The sequence below is a fragment of the Alicyclobacillus sp. SP_1 genome (assembly GCF_024706985.1).
Lineage (GTDB): Bacteria > Bacillota > Bacilli > Alicyclobacillales > Alicyclobacillaceae > Alicyclobacillus_I.
This window is the reverse complement of sequence record NZ_JAMCCX010000083.1, coordinates 107455-125468: the sequence shown is the minus strand read 5'-3', so window position 1 is coordinate 125468 and position 18014 is coordinate 107455. Positions and strand designations below refer to the sequence as shown.

At 57.5% G+C, this 18014-nt stretch carries 16 protein-coding genes; 15 read left to right on the top strand and 1 reads right to left on the bottom strand.

Annotated elements, in window-relative coordinates:
* Positions 1-190 precede the first annotated feature (190 nt).
* The 15 genes from cobA (at position 191) to M4I36_RS15350 (ending at position 16855) form a co-directional block, all read left to right on the top strand.
* Entirely contained in the window at positions 191-982 is a 792-nt protein-coding gene (cobA, locus tag M4I36_RS15420) for a uroporphyrinogen-III C-methyltransferase (RefSeq protein WP_258112648.1), read from the top strand.
* Positions 979-2676, top strand: coding sequence for a precorrin-3B C(17)-methyltransferase (gene cobJ / locus M4I36_RS15415; RefSeq protein ID WP_258112647.1), 1698 nt, complete (start codon positions 979-981; stop codon positions 2674-2676). The genes cobA and cobJ overlap by 4 nt, the downstream gene beginning before the upstream one ends.
* A gap of 13 nt (positions 2677-2689) precedes the next feature.
* Positions 2690-3487 (top strand): precorrin-6A reductase, encoded by a 798-nt coding sequence (gene cobK / locus M4I36_RS15410; protein WP_258112646.1) that lies wholly within the window; start codon positions 2690-2692, stop codon positions 3485-3487.
* Positions 3480-4133 carry a precorrin-8X methylmutase gene (locus tag M4I36_RS15405; protein WP_258112645.1) on the top strand — a complete coding sequence of 218 codons (654 nt, stop codon included), beginning with the start codon at positions 3480-3482 and terminating at the stop codon, positions 4131-4133. The genes cobK and M4I36_RS15405 overlap by 8 nt, the downstream gene beginning before the upstream one ends.
* Before the next feature lie 15 nt (positions 4134-4148).
* Positions 4149-5273 (top strand): cobalt-precorrin-5B (C(1))-methyltransferase, encoded by a 1125-nt coding sequence (locus M4I36_RS15400; RefSeq protein WP_258112644.1) that lies wholly within the window; start codon positions 4149-4151, stop codon positions 5271-5273.
* On the top strand, positions 5239-6483 hold the full coding sequence (gene cbiE / locus M4I36_RS15395) for a precorrin-6y C5,15-methyltransferase (decarboxylating) subunit CbiE (RefSeq protein WP_258112643.1): 1245 nt from the start codon (positions 5239-5241) through the stop codon (positions 6481-6483). Before M4I36_RS15400 ends, cbiE begins: the two co-directional genes overlap by 35 nt.
* Positions 6480-7190, top strand: a complete 711-nt coding sequence (cobI, locus tag M4I36_RS15390; RefSeq protein WP_258112642.1) for a precorrin-2 C(20)-methyltransferase — start codon at positions 6480-6482, stop codon at positions 7188-7190. Before cbiE ends, cobI begins: the two co-directional genes overlap by 4 nt.
* The gene (cobM, locus tag M4I36_RS15385) at positions 7187-7990 is read left to right on the top strand and encodes a precorrin-4 C(11)-methyltransferase (protein WP_258112641.1); all 804 of its coding nucleotides are present in this window, start codon (positions 7187-7189) and stop codon (positions 7988-7990) included. Before cobI ends, cobM begins: the two co-directional genes overlap by 4 nt.
* Positions 7983-9158: a cobalt-precorrin 5A hydrolase gene (locus M4I36_RS15380; RefSeq protein WP_258112640.1), complete on the top strand. Its 1176-nt coding sequence runs from the start codon at positions 7983-7985 to the stop codon at positions 9156-9158. Before cobM ends, M4I36_RS15380 begins: the two co-directional genes overlap by 8 nt.
* A complete protein-coding gene (locus M4I36_RS15375) occupies positions 9155-10594 on the top strand; it encodes a cobyrinic acid a,c-diamide synthase CobB (protein ID WP_258112639.1) in 1440 nt (479 codons plus the stop codon). The genes M4I36_RS15380 and M4I36_RS15375 overlap by 4 nt, the downstream gene beginning before the upstream one ends.
* Positions 10591-11067 (top strand): (2Fe-2S) ferredoxin domain-containing protein, encoded by a 477-nt coding sequence (locus M4I36_RS15370; RefSeq protein ID WP_258112638.1) that lies wholly within the window; start codon positions 10591-10593, stop codon positions 11065-11067. Before M4I36_RS15375 ends, M4I36_RS15370 begins: the two co-directional genes overlap by 4 nt.
* Complete coding sequence (locus M4I36_RS15365) at positions 11064-12545, top strand: APC family permease (RefSeq protein WP_258112637.1); 1482 nt, start codon at positions 11064-11066, stop codon at positions 12543-12545. Before M4I36_RS15370 ends, M4I36_RS15365 begins: the two co-directional genes overlap by 4 nt.
* Positions 12546-12716: 171 nt before the next feature.
* Positions 12717-13577 (top strand): LppP/LprE family lipoprotein, encoded by an 861-nt coding sequence (locus M4I36_RS15360; protein ID WP_258112636.1) that lies wholly within the window; start codon positions 12717-12719, stop codon positions 13575-13577.
* Positions 13578-13710: 133 nt separating this feature from the next.
* Entirely contained in the window at positions 13711-15621 is a 1911-nt protein-coding gene (locus tag M4I36_RS15355) for a glycoside hydrolase family 36 protein (protein WP_258112635.1), read from the top strand.
* A 103-nt stretch (positions 15622-15724) separates the two neighbouring features.
* Positions 15725-16855 carry a nitric oxide synthase oxygenase gene (locus M4I36_RS15350; protein WP_258112634.1) on the top strand — a complete coding sequence of 377 codons (1131 nt, stop codon included), beginning with the start codon at positions 15725-15727 and terminating at the stop codon, positions 16853-16855.
* Positions 16856-16901: 46 nt separating this feature from the next.
* On the opposite strand, the gene M4I36_RS15345 is transcribed toward M4I36_RS15350, so the two are convergent.
* Entirely contained in the window at positions 16902-17993 is a 1092-nt protein-coding gene (locus tag M4I36_RS15345) for a hypothetical protein (RefSeq protein WP_258112633.1), read from the bottom strand.
* Between the last annotated feature and the right edge of the window lie 21 nt (positions 17994-18014).

Sequence of the window (18014 nt, the reverse complement as noted above, 5' to 3'; positions counted from 1 at the left end):
ACCATGACCACCATGACCACCATGACCACCATGACCACCATGACCACCATGACCACCATGACCACCATGACCACCATGACCACCATCGTGATGAAAGGCGAGATGCCGAGCAGGAACAGACAACTCCCGCCTTGACGCAAAGTGGGTCTGCACGCGGGATGCATTCGTGACGGGAGGTGACTTGCACAGGATGAGCAGTCACAAGACGGAATCTGAGTCATCCACGCGGATGGGAAGAGTTTACCTGATTGGCGCTGGCCCGGGCGACCCAGGCCTACTTACCCTTCGTGCCAAAGCATGCCTGGAAGCCTGCGATGTGGTCGTTTACGACCGGTTGGTGTCACCTGAGGTATTGGCGTTAGCACCCATCTCGGCAGAGCGATTTTATGTTGGCAAGGAAGCCCATCATCACCCGGTACCGCAACCGGAAATTGAGGAGCAATTAGTCAACCTGGCTTTAGCTGGACGAGTGGTAGCCCGCCTCAAAGGGGGCGATCCGTTTGTCTATGGACGTGGCGCCGAAGAGGCGGAGGTACTGGTGAGCCACGGGGTCCCATTCGAAGTGGTACCAGGCGTCAGTTCCGTCATTGCCGCGCCCGCTTATGCGGGCATACCACTGACGCACCGCCTGCTCGCTTCAGGATTTCACGTCGTGACGGGACACGAGTGCTTGCACTCTCTCGGCACACCTTGGCAACTGTTGGCCGAGTCTACGCAGACTTTGGTGATTCTCATGGGAATCGGGCACTTGGCAGAGATCTCTGAGGCGCTTCTCCGCTATGGGCGGCATCCCGAGACTCCTGTCGCACTCATTCGCTGGGGGACGACACCCCGTCAACAAACTCTCATTGGCACCTTGGAAACGATTGCACAACAGAGCGCCGAGGCGAAGTTCCAGGCTCCTGCCGTGATTGTGGTGGGAGAGGTGGTTCGGTTGCATCGCGAGATCGGCTGGTTTACCCCGGAGGAGGCATATGTATGACAGGGACAATATACGTCGTGGGATTTGGACCCGGTCATGAAGAGCACTTGACTGGGCGGGCGCGAAACGCTCTCGTGGCGAGCGATACCATTATTGGTTACAACACTTACATCGATTTGATTCGCCCGCTCTTGACGGGTCAAGAAATTGTCCGCACGGGCATGACCGAGGAAGTTAGTCGAGCCCAAAAAGCCGTTCAACTGGCCGAAGAAGGTCACCAAGTTGCGGTCATTTCGAGCGGAGACGCAGGCGTCTACGGCATGGCCGGATTAGTATACGAGGTTTTGGTGAGTCGTGGTTGGCAGTCCGGCGACCATCCTAACGTTGAAGTCATTCCCGGAATCTCGGCCATTCAGTCGTGCGCGTCTCTGCTCGGAGCGCCAGTGATGCACGACGCGTGCACCATTAGTCTGTCCGATCATTTAACACCGTGGGAGGTCATCGCCAAGCGGATTGAGGCAGCAGCAGCCGCTGATTTCGTCATCGCACTCTACAATCCCAAAAGCGGTCGGAGAACCCGGCAGATTGTAGAGACACAGCGTATTTTACTAGAACATCGAGACCCGAACACCCCCGTTGGCATCGTGAAGAGTGCCTATCGAAAAGGTGAGCAAGTTGTCCGAACCACTTTGGTCGACATGCTTGAACACGACATCGGTATGTTGACGACCGTCCTCATTGGCAATTCGCAGACGTTTTTTCATGGCCCACTGATGATCACGCCGCGCGGATACGAGCGCAAATATACGCTGGATACTGTGACGCAGCGGCTCCGGCCGGGTGAACGCCTGCATGTGGAGAACGAGCCGTGGTCGCTGGCTGCGACCGCGCCGAAAGCGAGCCGTTCGACGCCTCCTATCTCAGAAACGCCTTCGCCAACGCACCGTCAAGAACCGTCGAACCGTTCTACGCTAACGGCCCGGGACTGGGCAGATGCCGCACTCGCGCGTATTGCGGGTTTGCGACCGAGTACAGCAGAGGCTACCGCGCGTGCAGCAGGAGGTGCGATAGGAAGTGTAGCGACTATCCCAGCGCAGACGCGGCAGGCCGCGATGTTTGAAGTCGCGGTCAGTCCGGGGGTGGCGAACAAGCGCATCACCACGGAGCAATTGTTACTGCTCGCAGAAATCGCGGGAGAGACAGGGAGCGTGGAGTATACCCCTGCCCATCAACTCATCTTACGGGCGCGTACGCTAGATGCGGCAGCGCTGGTGGGAAGACTGGAGGCAGTCGGTCTTGTGGTGCAGCCCGTGGGCGAAGTGGTCCGCGTCAAAGCGTGCGACTTCTGTGATGGAGACAAGGCCGAAGGCATCCCTTATGCGGAGGAAATTCATCGCCGCTTGGCGGGGCTTGGTGTGGAGAAAGAGCTCCGGATTGGATTTAACGGCTGTGCCATGTCCTGCTACGGAGCCGTCCATGAAGACATTGGCATTGTCTTTCGCAAAGGAAAAGTGGATTTGTTTCTCGGGGGCAAGACGACGGGGCGCAACGCGATGCCCGCACAGCGCGTGGCAGAAGCCATCCCAGCTGAGGTCGTACCCGATTTGCTCGAGCGGATTGTGCAGCGATACCGCGCGGAAGCTTTTCCGAATGAACGGTTTCATAAGTTCTTTCAGCGCGTTGGGGTGCTGGAAGGGTACGCCCACAAAGATGCTCCTGCGGCCGTTGTGGCAGATGGCGTTTGCGGGACCTGAGGAGGAGTCGGCGTTGATTTTTTTCATGGCGGGAACGAGCGATGCGCGCGAACTTGCGCTGTTGTTGCACCAACAGGGCTATCCACTGCTCTGCAGTGTGGTAACGGAGCATGCAGCAGACATTCTCCAAGAAGCGGGTCTTGCGGCGCGCAGTGGTCGCTTGAATCAAGATGCCATGGTGGCACTGCTGCAGTCTCAGGGGGCCAGCGTCCTTGTCGATGCAAGCCATCCGTTTGCGGCCGAGGCGCACGCGACCGCGATGGCTGCGGCCGCTGTCTGTGGCATTCCCTACATCCGCTTTGAGCGCAAGCAGGACACTTTCGCCGCCGACACGCGGCTATCCTATGTGGATACGTATGAAGCAGCGGCCGATTTGGCCGCCGAGCGCGGCGGAAGCATTCTGCTCACCACGGGTAGCAAGACTCTCGAAATTTTCACCAGCCGATTGCTTGGAAAGCCCGGTATTCGCCTTGTGGCGCGGATGCTGCCGCGCGTGGACAACATGGAAAAGTGCGCCCGGCTCGGTTTGCAGCAGCAGGACATCATTGGCATGCAAGGGCCGTTTCCGCGCGACCTCAACATCGCACTCTATCGCTTTTACCAGACGACATTGATGGTGACCAAAGAAAGCGGCGGGCCGGGAGCCGTGGACGAGAAGGTTCAAGCTGCGCTCGATTGCGACATCGAGGTCATTGTCATCGGCAGACCGAAGCTCGACTATCCGCAGATGTACAGAAACCCTGCAGACGTCCTTGCGGAACTCAGTCGCGTTTACCCCGTACCCACGACAGGAGGAGTTGCAGATGTCTGAGCAAGCCCCGTTTCAGCCCCTGACCACCCAGCCCCAAGAGATTGAGGCCAAAAGTTTCTCCATCATCACGGAGGAACTTGGAGAGCATCCCTTCGCGGAGTCCGAATTCCCCGTGGTGCAGCGAGTCATTCACGCTTCTGCAGATTTCGATCTCGGTCGCAGCCTCGTCTTCCACGGCGACGCAGTCGCTGCGGGCGTGACGGCCATCCGCGCTGGCCGCGCCGTGGTAGCCGATGTGCAGATGGTCCAATCCGGTATTAGCAAGCCTCGGCTCGCTCAGTTTGGCTGCGAGGTGCACGTGCACATTTCCGACCCGGATGTGGCGGCAGAGGCCAAGCGGCGCAACACCACGCGTGCCATCGTGTCGGTCCAAAAAGCGGCCGCCGAGCATCCGGGAGCGATATACGCCATCGGCAATGCGCCAACCGCTTTGCTGGAACTCATTCGCCTCGTTCGCTGTGGTGAGGCTCATCCGAGTTTGATTGTCGGGGTGCCGGTAGGATTTGTCTCTGCCGCGGAGTCGAAAGAAGAACTGCTGTCGCTCGATGTCCCGTTCATCACCAATCGTGGGCGCAAAGGTGGCAGTGCGGTGGCGGTCGCCATCGTCAACGCGCTTTCACTCATTGCCGCAGAGAAAGACCGGTGACGGCGGATGGCCGAGATGGAAACCCCACCCGATAGACCGCTGCGGCATGGGTATACGACCGGATCATGCGCGACCGCAGCAGCCAAAGCTGCGCTCGAATCTCTGCTCGCGCAGGCACCCGTCTGTGAAGCGACCATTCGACTGCCCATCGGCCAGTGGGTGACGTTCGCCTTGCAGGACGTTCGGGTGGCGAGAGAATCAGCCGAGGCCACCGCCATTAAAGATGGTGGGGACGATCCCGATGCCACGCACGGGGCCCGGATTGTCGCCACGGTCTCCTATACGGACGCGCCGGGTGTGGAGATTGATGGCGGTGTAGGAGTAGGTCGGGTGACCAAACCGGGGCTACCCATACCCGTCGGGCTGGCGGCCATCAATCCGGTACCTCGGCAGATGATTTCCGAGACGTGTCAGCAGGTGCTTGAGGAGCACGGGGTGGCGCGGGGCGTGCGCGTGGTCATTTCGGTTCCCGAGGGCGAAGAGATTGCCAAGAAGACATTGAATGGGCGGCTCGGAATTCTCGGCGGAATTTCCATTCTCGGCACGCGGGGGACCGTCGTTCCATTTTCCACAGCGGCGTACAAGGCGAGTATTGCTTACGCGATGAACGTCGCCAAAGCGCAGCAGTTGAAAACCGTCGTCCTGACGACCGGCGGTCGCAGTGAGAAATACGCGATGAAACTGTTTCCCGAGTTGCCAGAAGAGTCGTTTGTGGAGATGGGCGATTTCGTTGGATTTTCGGCAAAACACGCAAAAAGGGTGGGTATGGAAGAGATTCGCTTGGTGGGTATGATGGGGAAATTCTCGAAAATTGCTCAAGGCGTCATGATGGTACACGCACGGTCGGCTCCGGTCGATTTCGACTTTCTTGCCGGTCTGGTTGCAGAGGCCGGCGTGACCGACCCGGAACGACTTTCGCAAGTGCGAACGGCCAACACAGCGACGCAGGTGGGCGACTGGATGGTTGAGTGGGGATATCCCCAGTTCTTTGAGCAGGTGGCACTCGCCTGCTGTCGTCAAGTGTCTCGGCATATTGGCGGCGGACTCTGCGTGAAGACACATTTGACGACGTTACAGGGAGAGTATCTGGGAGGAGCGTGGCTCAATGACGAGACCGGTGACCGTGGTGGGTATCGGTGAAGACGGGCAAACGGGGCTTACGGAGGTTGCGCGAGCGGCGGTTGCCAGAGCGGATGTGCTCTTCGGAAGCGCCCGCCAACTCGAGTTCTTCCCGAACTTTGCAGGAGAGGTGCGGACACTCACGTCGCCGCTGACGGGAACACTGTCTGACATTGAACGAGAGGCCGGGGAGCGGGCGGTGGTTGTGTTAGCGAGTGGCGATCCGCTCTTTCACGGGATTGCCAAACTCATCATTCGTCGGCTCGGTGCAGAGCGAGTGCGTGTGTTGCCCCAGTTGAGTTCGCTGCAACTGGCGTTTGCGCGAGCTGGAGAGAGTTGGCAAGATGCGCTTTTCCTGAGCGCTCACGGACATTCTTTCGAGGGTTTCGCCCAGCGACTGCACGGCGCGGTGAAAGCCCTCGTGCTGACGGATGACGTACATACTCCGGCAGAACTTGCTCTCTACCTGCTCCGGTTTGGCATGACCGAGTATGAGGCGTTTGTCGGCGAACGGCTCGGGGGTGAGTCGGAGCGAACGGCGTGGTACACGTTGGAGCAGTTGGCGGAGGCGGAATGTCACCCGTTGAACGTGGTCATTTTGCGACGGAGAGAGGGAGAGACGAGTTCTCCGTTTACGCTCGGCATGCCCGATGAAGCGTTCGTGCAGCGAAAGCCAGACCGCGGTCTCATCACGAAACGCGAGGTTCGCATTCAGACCCTCTCGGACTTGGAACTGAGGAAGGGTGAAGTGCTGTGGGATATCGGGGCTTGTACCGGATCCGTCAGCATTGAAGCCATTCACCTCGTTCCCGACTTGAAGGTCTATGCGGTAGAGAAGAATGCGGAAGACCTCGTCAACCTGCGTGCCAATCAAGTGAAGTTTCGTGCCGATTTTGTTGCCGTGGAAGCGAAAGCACCCGCTGGACTCGACCAGTTTCCCGACCCGGATGCGGTCTTCGTGGGTGGCAGTGGCGGGGAGTTGGCGGACCTGTTAGAGACTTGCATGCGCCGGGCGCGTCCGGGCGCGCGAGTGGTGGTGAATGCGGCGACGATTGAAAATTTAGCGACCGCACATCAGGTTTTGACGGCTGCGGGCTGGAACGTGTCCGTGACGCTGCTACAGACCGCCCGCAGTAAGCCCATCCTGCAGCTGACGCGGATGGAGGGAATGAATCCGGTCTATCTTGTTCGCGCCAAAATGCCAGCACGTGGAGAGGAGGAGAGCGAATGACGAGTCCGGGTACCTTGTACGGCGTTGGCGTGGGGCCGGGAGATGCAGAATTAATTACCGTCAAGGCTTATCGACTCTTGCAAACGTCGCCCGTCATCGCCTATCCGAACAAACGAATGGGCGCGAAGAGCTACGCGCTGACGATTGTCGAGGAGTATGTGGATGTGGCGGAAAAGCAGATGCTTGGTCTCGTTTTTCCGATGACAAAAGATGTAGAGAAGCTGGAAGAACATTGGCTGGAGACGGTCGAGACCGTCTACGAGCGGCTGCAAGCAGGCTTGGATGTGGCTTTTGTCACGGAAGGTGATCCTATGCTTTACAGCACATTCATCCACATGAGCAGGCGGATGCGCCTCACCCATCCGGAAGTGCCCGTGGTCTCTGTTCCGGGTGTCTCCTCGGTGAACGCCGCAGCCAATCAGTTGGGCGTGCCGCTCGCCGATGGCGACGAAGTAGTAGCCATTGTACCGGCGCATGCGGACCTCGCGGCGATGCGAACGGCACTTGCCACGCACGACTGTGTGGTCTTCCTGAAAGTGGCCAAAGTGCTCGACGAAATGGTGCCTTTGCTCGATGAGATGGGGCTACTCGACTGCGCCAAAGTCTGTACCCAGGTAACTTCTCAACAGGAGCGCGTCTGGCACGATGTGCGCGAACTCAAGGGCGCCACGCTACCTTATCTGACGCTGATGGTGGTGAGGAAATGAATTCAGGCGAGTTGACGGCGAAAGTCTACATTGTTGGGGCGGGCCCAGGAGCGCCGGATTTAATCACGGTGCGCGGGCAGCGCATTTTGCAGCAGGCGGACGTCCTTCTGTACACCGATAGTTTGGTTCCGTCCGAGTTGGTCGCCTGTGCCAAGCCCACTGCGACCGTATACAAGACCGCCGGGATGGCGCTTGATGAAATGGTCGGCATTATGGTCGAGGGCGTTCAATCCGGTCACAGTGTAGCGCGCGTTCATACGGGTGATCCGTCGATTTTTGGCGCCATCCTCGAGCAAATGGTTTTGCTTCGAAAGGCGGGGGTGGCGTACGAGGTCGTTCCTGGGGTCAGTTCCGTGTTTGCTGCGGCCGCCGCGGTCGGAGCGGAACTGACGGTACCCGACTTGACGCAGACCGTCATTCTGACGCGCGTGGGCGGGCGCACTCCCATGCCGGATGGAGAGTCTCTCCGTGAATTGGCGACACACCGTTGTACGATGGCCTTTTATCTCAGTGCGACGCTGGCGAAGACGGTGGTTCAAGAATTGACGGCTGCTGGTTGGCCGCCGGAAACACCTGTCGCAGTCGTGCAAAAAGCCACGTGGCCGGAACAAAAAATCATTCGAACGAATCTTTCCCGACTGGTGCGGGCGATGGGGGACGCGCATATATCGAACCACGCCATCCTTCTCGTTGGCTTTGCGTTGGACGAAGCGCTCTTGGAGCAAGACCAACATCGCTCCAAGCTGTACGATGAGACGTTCACACACCGCTATCGCAAGGGGGTTATAGGGAATGACTAAAGGGAATGCGGTCGTCGCCATCACGAAACACGGCACAACCATCGCGCGTCGTATTTTGGCTGGAATGGACAGCGTGGATGTGTATTATCCGGAACGATTTGCGCGCGGTGATGAGGATGCCCTGGGGATACACACCTATGCGGACTCTGTCGTGGCGCACGTGCCTCACCTGTTTGCTGCATATGACGGCATCATCGGGATTTTTTCGCTCGGGGCCATGGTGCGTCTAATTGCTCCGCTGCTCAAAGACAAAAAGACGGACCCGGCCGTGGTCGTCATCGACGACACGGCGGAGCATGTCATCAGTGTGCTGTCCGGGCATCTCGGGGGCGCGAATGAATTGACGCACAGAGTGGCGCGTGTGTTGAACGCGCGCCCGGTCATTACCACGGCTTCCGATGTTGGACAGACGCTCGCGGTGGACTTGTTTGGGCGCGTGTTCGGTTTTGAGCTCGACGGCGATCAGCATGTGACGCGAGTCAGTGCCGCTGTGGTCAATGAGGAGCGGATCGCCATCATTCAAGAGGCCGGAGAGGTCGACTGGTGGCCTTATAGCAAGCCGTTGCCAAGCCACTTTCGCGTCTACACCTCCTGTGCCGAAGCGGCTCTCGCGGGTGATGCGTTTGATGCAGCGCTCGTCATCACCCCGCGACTGCTCGGCGCCGAGGAAGAGCGGCGATTTCTGCGCCCAGGGGTGCTTTATCGGCCCAAAGTGCTGGTAGTCGGCGTGGGTTGCAACCGCAATACGCCAGCCGAGGAGATTGAGAGTGTCGTCTGTCAGGTCCTCCGAGACCATGGATGGTCCGAGCGCAGCGTTCGGACGCTCGCCACCATTGACCTCAAAGCGGACGAAGCGGGGCTGCTCGAAGCGTGTCGCCGTCGCAACTGGCCGCTCGTGACCTATAAAGCGGAGGAATTGAACACGGTGACCATCCCACATCCGTCGGACATGGTGTTCCGCTACGTGGGTGCCTACGGGGTGAGCGAGCCCGCTGCCCGTTTGGCCGCAGGGGCGGACGATTGGTTGGTGGAAAAAGTCGTCTCCGGGAATGTCACCGTATCCGTCTGCCTGTGGACCGACCAGACCGCAGCGCAGTCTTTCGGGCCCTCCGTGAACTTTGACACGGAAGTGCAAGCGCCACGCACTGCGCTTGGGGGTGCGAAATGAAGCGGCCGCGGCTGGTGGTCGCCGGGACCCACAGCGGCGTGGGCAAGAGCACGGTGACGCTCGGCCTGATGGCGGCGTTTCGCGCACAAGGACTCACTGTTCAAGGATTTAAAGTCGGGCCAGATTATCTCGATCCGACCTATCACACGGCCATCACCGGACGACCCTCGCGCAATCTTGACACTTGGATGATGCCGCGAGAGGTGGCTCGGGAAGTGTTCGATCGCGCTTCCGCCAATGCGGATTTGTCCATCATCGAAGGCGTGATGGGTATGTACGATGGGCGCGATTCGGCGAGTAGTGAGGGGAGTGCGGCAGATATCAGTCGACTGCTCGAGGCGCCGGTTCTGCTCGTGGTCGACGCCTCGAGTATGGCGAGGAGTGCGGCGGCCATCGTGCTTGGATTCCAGAAGATGGAGACTGACATTCCTTTGGCTGGCGTGGTGGTCAATCGTGTGGCTGGAGAGCGTCACTATGACATGGTCAAAACGGCCATCGAGCAGGTGACGGGCATTCCTGTTTGGGGATACCTCACGCGACAGGCTGAATTGGCGCTGCCGGAGCGCCATCTAGGTCTGATTCCGGCGATTGAACGTGGAGAATTATCGGGGTTGTTCGAGCAACTGGCAGAGACGTTTCAAGCTTCGGTCGACCTGCCGGAAGTGTTGGCGAGTGCGAGCACGGTCCCAGACTGGGTATCTGTGCCAGGGACGTTGTTTGCTGGCCAGCGCAGAGAGCGGCGCACCGCCATTGCCGTCGCGAGAGACAGTGCTTTCAACTTTTACTATGCGGAAAACTTGGAGTTACTGGAGTGGTTTGGCGCGGAGTTGCTGTTTTTCTCTCCACTCGCGGGCGAAGTGGTTCCAGAGCAGGCGGATGGATTGTATTTGGGCGGCGGATTTCCGGAAGAGTTTGCGTCCACTTTGGCTGCGAGAGAGCAGGTGGCAGAGAGCGTGCGCCGCGCCATTGCCGGAGGCATGCCAACGTTTGCCGAGTGCGGGGGTTACATGTACCTGGCGGAGACACTCTTCGACCGACAGGGACGCGGGTATCCTATGACGGGTGTTCTCCCGTTTACAGTAAGGATGCAGGAAAAACTTGCGGCGCTTGGATACCGGGAAGTCACGGCAAAGACAGAGACACTGCTGCTCGCGGACGGAGAAAAGGCGCGCGGCCACGAGTTTCACTATTCAACGGCAACGCGGCAGACCGAGGATTGGCCATTTGCCTACGAGACCGCAGGCTTACGCGGTCGCGGGTTGGAAGGCTATGCAACTGGTTGGCTGCTGGCAGGTTATACGCATCTGCACTTTGCGTCCTTCCCAGACATGGCTCGTCGTTTTGTCGAGGCTTCTACACAGTTTGGGATAAGTCGCCGAGACCCCGCTCGCCCTCAGCGCCGAATCCACATGGAAAGGGGGCAGCGTCCCGAATGACGGACCCGAATGCTGCGGTATCTGAGGTGTCTCATGTCCTACAGAATCTCGGTGCAGAGAGGGAGCCAGTCGCTCGTGTCGAGACGAAGCGTTCTGTCTTCGCACAAATTCTCGTCTGCAACGGGTGTTGCTGTGGGCGCGAGGACAAGCGCAAACCCTCCATCCCGGTGGATGAACTGAAACGAGCGTTCAAAGAGCGCAAACTTCTCAAAACCGTGCAACTCACCATCAGTGGTTGCCTTGGACCCTGCGATGTGTTGAATGTTTTCACCATTTTGACGGAAGACGGGCAGCAGTGGTTTGGCGGTATTCGCACTCACGAGCCGTTCCTGGCGCTCATCGATTGGGCGGAGGAATGCCGTGAACTGGGTGCCGTGGCTCCGTTTCCAGACATTCTTGAGCCGTATCGTTTCGACCGATTTCCTCCCAAGTTGGTAGACCGATTGCGGACGGCCGAGGAGGGGACTCGATGAGCCAAGGTCCGCCCCCGGTTCGTGATGACAAGCAAAAAAGTTCGATGCAAGCGAAGAGCCGCATGCGTCAGACGTTTTCTCTGTTCGACTTGAGCAGTCTCTCAATTTCGAGTGTGGCGCCGGCCTTTAGTATCTCTGCGACGGCCGGGGTGATGGTGGCAGACAGTGGCATGTACAGCGTTCTCGGCATTTTGTTGATTGCTCTGCCGTTTCTCATCTCTGCGTACACCTTCCGCATGTTGAACCGCCACTTTCCGCACGCAGGGGCATCCTATCACTGGTCGCGGCGGGTGCTCGGGCCGCGTGCCGCGCGCTTTCAAGGCTGGATTTTGTTGCTCGCCTACTTCACGTCCATTCCGCCGATTCTTGTACCAGCCGCGCAGTATACGTTGGCTTTGGTCGATCCGTCAGGACTCCAGAACACTTGGCTACAGTTTGCGGTGGCCACGTTTTGGATGGCATTCGCGCTCGTGCCACTCCTCCGTGGGGCTCGACCGACGGCGCTTGTGACGCAAATCTTCTTTGTCATCGAGTTGATTTTTCTCGGGGCCTTCGCTTTTTTTGGAATTCGCGCCATGCCACACATTCACGTGGCCCTCGGCAGTTTGTCGTTTCATCTCGGTGGACTGCTACTGACGATGGTCGTGGCCAGCACCATCATGGATGGTTGGGAAATTGACAGCTACGCGTCCGAAGAATCGACCAATCCGCATCGAGACCCTGGGGTTGGTGGTATCATTGGTGCCATTTTCGCGCTGCTCATCTACCTTCTTTTTATTCCTTTGGTGTTGTTGCAGACGCCGCGCAAATTGCTGGTCAATTCGGCCGATCCGCTCGTGCTCTGGGCGCACAGCATGCGCGCGTTCATGCCGCCGCACGCGTCGCTGTGGATTCTCATCCCGGTCCTTGCTTCTACTGCGGGTTCTCTCTGGTTGACTGCCTACATTCTCATTCGCGGCCTTTTCGCCATGGGTCGAGACGGTATGATTGCCCGGTGGTTTGGGCGACTCAATCGCCGTGGCGTGCCGGCGGTAGCCACATGGGTTATCTTTGCGGCGGCATGGGCGGTGATGACACTACAACTGTTCGTATCGTCTCTAGGGGTCTTTTTCAATATCGTACTGTCAACCGCCGGATTTTTTCTTATCTTTGAGTTTATGCTGGATAATTTAACGGCCAGCATCTTTCTCTGGCGCCGCCATGACACGAATGATTTGCACCAACGGGCACAGACGCGACATGCCCATCGCCTCATGTTGGTGGTATCGGCGTTCACGACCGTCTATCTGCTCGCGCTGCTGGGGTGTTTTTTGGTGGTGGGAGCACAGACTATCTCGCCGTGGGTGGACGTGTTGCTCGGGTTACTCATCGTCGCAGGAATTCTGTTCGCGCGGCGCAAAAAGGCGCCGACACAGAGTGCGGTGGATATCCCGTTCAGTGGCTCTGCTCAGAGCGGGGAAGCAAACGTCGAAGCGTAAAATGTTCCTTTGGTACGGATACGCATGTCGCGATGGCGCTAGGCCAGTGGTCATGTGCGTCAACTCGCACTCGGACACGTCGACGCAAAATTTTTAGAAAGTTCGTTTTCAAGTCCGCCCTCCGTGTAAAATGGAAGTTGTCAGAATCGTATTCGGGAGGGAACGGCACTCATGAGGTATACTCGACGTTTGCTCGCGTTGTTTACCGTGGCCGTCGCGGGAGCGGGGGCCGTCCAGTGGATGCAGGCTCCAGTTGCATGGGCGGCTTCAACTCCGAGTCGAGAAGTTCCGGCGGACGTTGTCTTCCTAAACGGGCATGCTCTGCTTCACTCGGCGCATGTCGTGAGCCATGCCACTACATATTTTCCAGAGACCGATGTCATGACTGTTTTGGCAAATTTGAATGTTCCACATCATTATGAACACTTCCGGCTTTCCGTCGACGGAGCTTATACTACGTCTGCCGAACAGGTTGGGACAGTGTTCTACTTGCCCATCTGGTATGTCATGCAAGCTCTTCATCGGATCGGCGATGAGAGCCAGTGGAACGGTCACGCATGGTCCATACAGGCAAAGTTGCCTGTCCTGCATGGGCCGAGCGCGTCGGCTGTGCATGCGGTCATGGCATCAACATCCGAAATCCAGGACACGGGAGAAGACTTCTCCGAAACCTCCAAACCTATTCTCACACCGGACGGCCAAGGCGGGACGCTTAGCGCTGTTGTCGGCACTCGCAATCCGACGGCAGATGGCCTCGGACAAATTCTCTTCTTTTTCCACAACAATACTTGGGTTGGCCTGAACTCGCACGCGGAGGCCACGCAAATAAAATCGGTCATTCCGGATGGCGCAGAAGCATTTCAGGTAACCTATGTCAATTATGCGTCGAATGACCCTATGTACGCTCCCAATCTACCTCCAGTGACCGTGATTTACCGCTGGGAAAAGGGTCGAATGGTGCCGAGCAGGGAACTTCCGAAAGGGGTTCTTAATGGATTGACGGTTCATACCGTCGGGACTCCGGCTAAGTGAATGGATGCGGCTCTCTCGCCACACCGCGGGATGCATTGCCAGCCGCCCATACGGAACATGTCCGGAGACCTTTGTTTCGTCCAGCAGTTGAAGTCGAACTTGGCTTGTTAGCAGTAGGGAGGCTATGTCATTCGTGTTGGATATAGGTCAGTTACAGCAATCGTTCCGTGTGCGCTTGGAACGCGGGGGAGACATTCACGAAGTACCTTTTTCTGCGGTGTTTTCTGGGCCAGTACAGGTGGCCGATGGCGTTTTTGAATGGGCCCTCCGCTCCGAGATGGAAACGCTTGAGCCTATGGAGGTTCTCTGGGAGGTTCCTTGCATTGATCTGCAGGCGCTGTGGTTTCCTGCAGCTGGCCGCCGTCGTAGTTTAGATTTGAACGGCAGTCAAGGTTTTACCGCACGCCTCACGTCCCACGCACCGGTGGTCTGTATGCATCGCGCCGATGGGCAAAATCGCCTCACGTTCGCTTGGTCGGACGCGACATTACCCGTCACTCTGTGTGCCGAGGTGCATGAAGAGACGGCGAGTGTTCAGTGCGTACTCAAACTCTTCTCGACGGATGTTCAAAACGGCGTCAGTGGAAAGCCGAGTATGCTGCGCCTGGATGTGCGGTCGGTGTTTTATGCGGAGGCCATCGCGGATGTGGCTTCGTGGTGGCGGGTGCATGCGACGAGACCGCCGCTGTCGGTGCCCGCATCGGCACGCTTGCCGGTGTACTCTACCTGGTACAGTTTTCACCAGCCTTTGACGGATAGCGAAGTGGAGCGTCAATGCGAACTCGCCAAGGACATGGGCTTTCAAGTCGTTATTGTTGACGATGGCTGGCAGACGTCCAATGCCGAACGGGGTTATGCGTATTGTGGGGACTGGGACGTGTGTTTGGAGAAGATACCTGACATGCGTGCACATGTGGACCGCATCCACCAAATGGGCCTGAAATACGTGCTCTGGTTTGCTGTTCCGTTCGTCGGCAAGCAGAGCAAAGTGTGGGCACGCTTTCAGGACAAGTTGCTCGGCGTACGCGAGGAACTCGGCGCCGGGGTACTTGACGTGCGCTATCCTGATGTTCGCGAATATCTGTTGGAGACTTACCTTCACGCGGTGACCGAGTTTGGGTTGGACGGCTTGAAGCTGGATTTTGTCGATACTTTTTCCTCACAGCGAGTACGATCGATACAAGGGGGTGTCTCGGCGCATGAGGGAGTACCGTCGCTTTCAGACGACGCGAGTGAACCGAGGCGAGCACAGCGAGATGAGCAAAGTGTGGTTCTGGCAGTCGAGGCCTTGTTTGCAGAACTGGTAGATCGTCTCGGAGCGGTGCGTCCGGACCTTCTCGTGGAGTTTCGACAATCGTACGTGGGGCCAGGAATGCGTGCGTTTGGGAACATGTTTCGAGCCGTGGACTGTCCCGAGGATGGTATGGAAAATCGGGTGCGCACGTTGGATGTGAGACTGCTGGCGGAACACACACCCGTGCATTCGGACATGGTGATGTGGCATTTTGATGACTCGGAACAGAGTGTCGCGTTGCAGTTCCTCCAAGTGTTGTTTGCTGTTCCTCAGGTGTCCGTGCGACTGGACGAGCTTAATTCCCGCCACGAGAAAGTCGTTCGCCATTGTATCGCATTCTGGCGCCAGCACCGCACGGTCTTGCTAGAGGGTCAACTTCGCCCCTATCACCCGGAGTTGTTGTATCCCTTAGTCGTGGCAAAGACGCGCGAAGAGTGGCTTTGCGTCGCGTATGCTCCGATGGTGATTCAACTGCCGGACAGTGCGGACGGGACGGTGTCGAGAGCGGATCGACCCAATCCCTTACATGAGAGGTACGTGTTTGTCAACGGGACTTTCCAGGATGCGATGGTGGTTGAGATTCCGGAGAATCTCACAGGGCTCTGCGGGCGCCTGACGGTCGTCGACTGCGTGGGTGACATCTGTCTTCGAGAAACGGTCGTCTGGAACGCAGGTCTGGTGAAATTGCACATACCTTCGATGGGTACTGCAGAACTGGAAGTCGATGTATATGAAGAGTCGCGAGACTGACGAAAATTCGTGCGGAAGTTGTCGCCGATAAGCCGCTTTCTTTTCGGCAACGGGGTTCGAAATAGGCTACACTGAAAGGGTGTAGTTGGAGCCGGAGCGAAGGATGGTAGTCAGACTTATGTTACAGTCTACAACAGGGTTGTTGCAGCAGGCTAAGGACTTTCTCTCCACGTGTTATGCGGAACTTGAGAAGAGTGAATCGTGTCTGCAGGAACGAATCGAGGAAGTGGAGCGCGAAATTCGCGACACTGGCACGTACGAACATACCTACGAAGAGTTGCAACATGGTGCTCGAATGGCTTGGCGCAACAGCAATCGCTGCATTGGACGATTGTTTTGGAAATCTCTGAATGTCTTTGACGAGCGTTCTGCACGTTCGCCGCAGGAAGTGAAGCGTGCGCTCTTGAATCACATCTCTTATGCTACCAACGGCGGGAAAATTCGCCCTACGATTACGGTGTTTTCCGCGCAGCGACCGGAGACGGAGGTGTGCGGAGTCCGAATTTGGAACCATCAACTCGTTCGCTATGCGGGCTATGAGACGGACAAGGGCCTTCGCGGAGACCCGGATTCCCTGGCTTTTACAAAGATTTGTACAAGTTTGGGATGGCATGGGGATGCGTCCGAGTATGATGTGTTACCGCTCGTTGTGCAGGTGGATGGGCAGAGGCCCGAGTGGTTTGCGATTGCGCGAGACGAGGTGCTGGAGGTACCCATTCGTCACCCCGACTGCTCCCGTTTTGCGGAACTTGGGCTGCAGTGGTATGCCGTGCCGATGATTTCTGACATGGCCCTGGAGATAGGCGGAATTCGATACCCGGCAGCCCCCTTCAACGGATGGTATATGGGGACGGAGATTGGCGCGCGAAATTTAGCGGATCGACACCGGTACAACAAACTTCCCGAGGTCGCCGAAGTGTTCGAGTTGGATGTGCACCGCGAACGGACGCTGTGGCGCGACCGAGCGTTGGTTGAGCTCAATCGTGCGGTCCTCTATTCTTTCCAGGAGAGCGGTGTGCGAATCGTCGACCACCACACGGCTGCACGGCAATTTGAACAATTTGAGCGTACGGAGACGGATGCGCACCGGGCGGTAACAGGCGACTGGACTTGGCTCATTCCCCCGGTGTCACCAGCAGCTACGCACATCTTTCACCGCAACTACGACAACCGAATGGTTACGCCAAATTATCTGAGGCAGCCGCCTCCGTATCCGCCCATCATCGAAACATAAGAGTCGTGCGCAGCTCGATTTTAGTCCTCCGCTTTAGTCTTCCGCTTTAGTCCTCCACGCGTTCGCGAGGTGGCAGTCCATTGTGACGCGTGAGACGAGTCAGCAGCAGGGCGACGAAGACGATGGGTGCCGTGCGCGCTGGGTAGACATAGGCGCCAAACATTCCTGCGCCGTCAAATGTGAGCCATAGAAACAAGAGCCAGATGGTCGAAGCGACAAACCAGGGGGTAAAGCCGCGGCGCCGGATGAAGAAAGCTCCTGCTGCGAGCATCCACGCAATCATACCAAAGACCAAGTTCATCAGAACCGGATGCAAGACCGCACTAGCTACGAGATGCTGGTGCGCCAATGCAAACCAAGATGGGCTTTCTGATAGACCGATGGGATGGTCTAAATATTGGAATCCTGAGACGGACCAATGCTTGGTTTCGGGCAGCCATTGAAGCAATCCGAAAAGTAGCCAGTAGACCCCCAGGCCTACTTGCAACCCACGATGCAGACGCTTCGTCTTCCACGCACTGAGACGCAAAAAGAGCAGGGAAGCGACAACCGACATTAATAAGGCGGTTCCAGGGGCACCGTATAGAAACGATGGCGCGAATGTGGCGAAATGCCCGAAGCCTTCGGCAACCACCCACAGAAACAGCGAAAAGACAATCAATACCCCGGCTGTTGCCCGGAGAATGGAGCGCTGGTTGAAAGTCAACAGCATAGCGGCAAATGCCAATTGAATGACCACCATCCAGATGTTCAACCACAAGGCGTGCGCTGCCCAGAAGTGAGCGAACGCCAAGTTCATTGCGGTGAAAGCGGAAGCGCCGTTGTGCAGCGGTAGGTCTAAAGCGTGTTGATGCACTAATACCATCGTGGGGCGAATTTGCAGAAGTCCGTTGAGTAGCAACAGACCGGCCATGCCATAGCGCAGTGCACGAAAGCCTACCGGGGGACGAATGCGCTTCTTGACCGAGGCTTTTGCGGCTTTCGCTCCCTCTTCGGAGAGCACTACGGAGACTTTTGCCATCCCCCAGACCAAGCCCAGTTTAAAGGCAACAAGGAAGAGAAGTACTACTAAAATTTGGATTAAGTCCAAATAGTAGGTATGTAAAATAGCATGAGTTGACGCTGCTGTGAGATTCACACGTGTTCCACCTTTCCGAGA

Bases quoted from the DNA above. Each gene is read 5' to 3' on its own strand.
- cobA (WP_258112648.1), top strand. From the start codon at position 191: ATGAGCAGTCACAAGACGGAATCTGAGTCATCCACGCGGATGGGAAGA.
- cobJ (WP_258112647.1), top strand. From the start codon at position 979: ATGACAGGGACAATATACGTCGTGGGATTTGGACCCGGTCATGAAGAG.
- M4I36_RS15405 (WP_258112645.1), top strand. From the start codon at position 3,480: ATGTCTGAGCAAGCCCCGTTTCAGCCCCTGACCACCCAGCCCCAAGAG.
- M4I36_RS15400 (WP_258112644.1), top strand. From the start codon at position 4,149: ATGGAAACCCCACCCGATAGACCGCTGCGGCATGGGTATACGACCGGA.
- cbiE (WP_258112643.1), top strand. From the start codon at position 5,239: ATGACGAGACCGGTGACCGTGGTGGGTATCGGTGAAGACGGGCAAACG.
- cobI (WP_258112642.1), top strand. From the start codon at position 6,480: ATGACGAGTCCGGGTACCTTGTACGGCGTTGGCGTGGGGCCGGGAGAT.
- cobM (WP_258112641.1), top strand. From the start codon at position 7,187: ATGAATTCAGGCGAGTTGACGGCGAAAGTCTACATTGTTGGGGCGGGC.
- M4I36_RS15380 (WP_258112640.1), top strand. From the start codon at position 7,983: ATGACTAAAGGGAATGCGGTCGTCGCCATCACGAAACACGGCACAACC.
- M4I36_RS15375 (WP_258112639.1), top strand. From the start codon at position 9,155: ATGAAGCGGCCGCGGCTGGTGGTCGCCGGGACCCACAGCGGCGTGGGC.
- M4I36_RS15370 (WP_258112638.1), top strand. From the start codon at position 10,591: ATGACGGACCCGAATGCTGCGGTATCTGAGGTGTCTCATGTCCTACAG.
- M4I36_RS15365 (WP_258112637.1), top strand. From the start codon at position 11,064: ATGAGCCAAGGTCCGCCCCCGGTTCGTGATGACAAGCAAAAAAGTTCG.
- M4I36_RS15360 (WP_258112636.1), top strand. From the start codon at position 12,717: ATGAGGTATACTCGACGTTTGCTCGCGTTGTTTACCGTGGCCGTCGCG.
- M4I36_RS15350 (WP_258112634.1), top strand. From the start codon at position 15,725: ATGGTAGTCAGACTTATGTTACAGTCTACAACAGGGTTGTTGCAGCAG.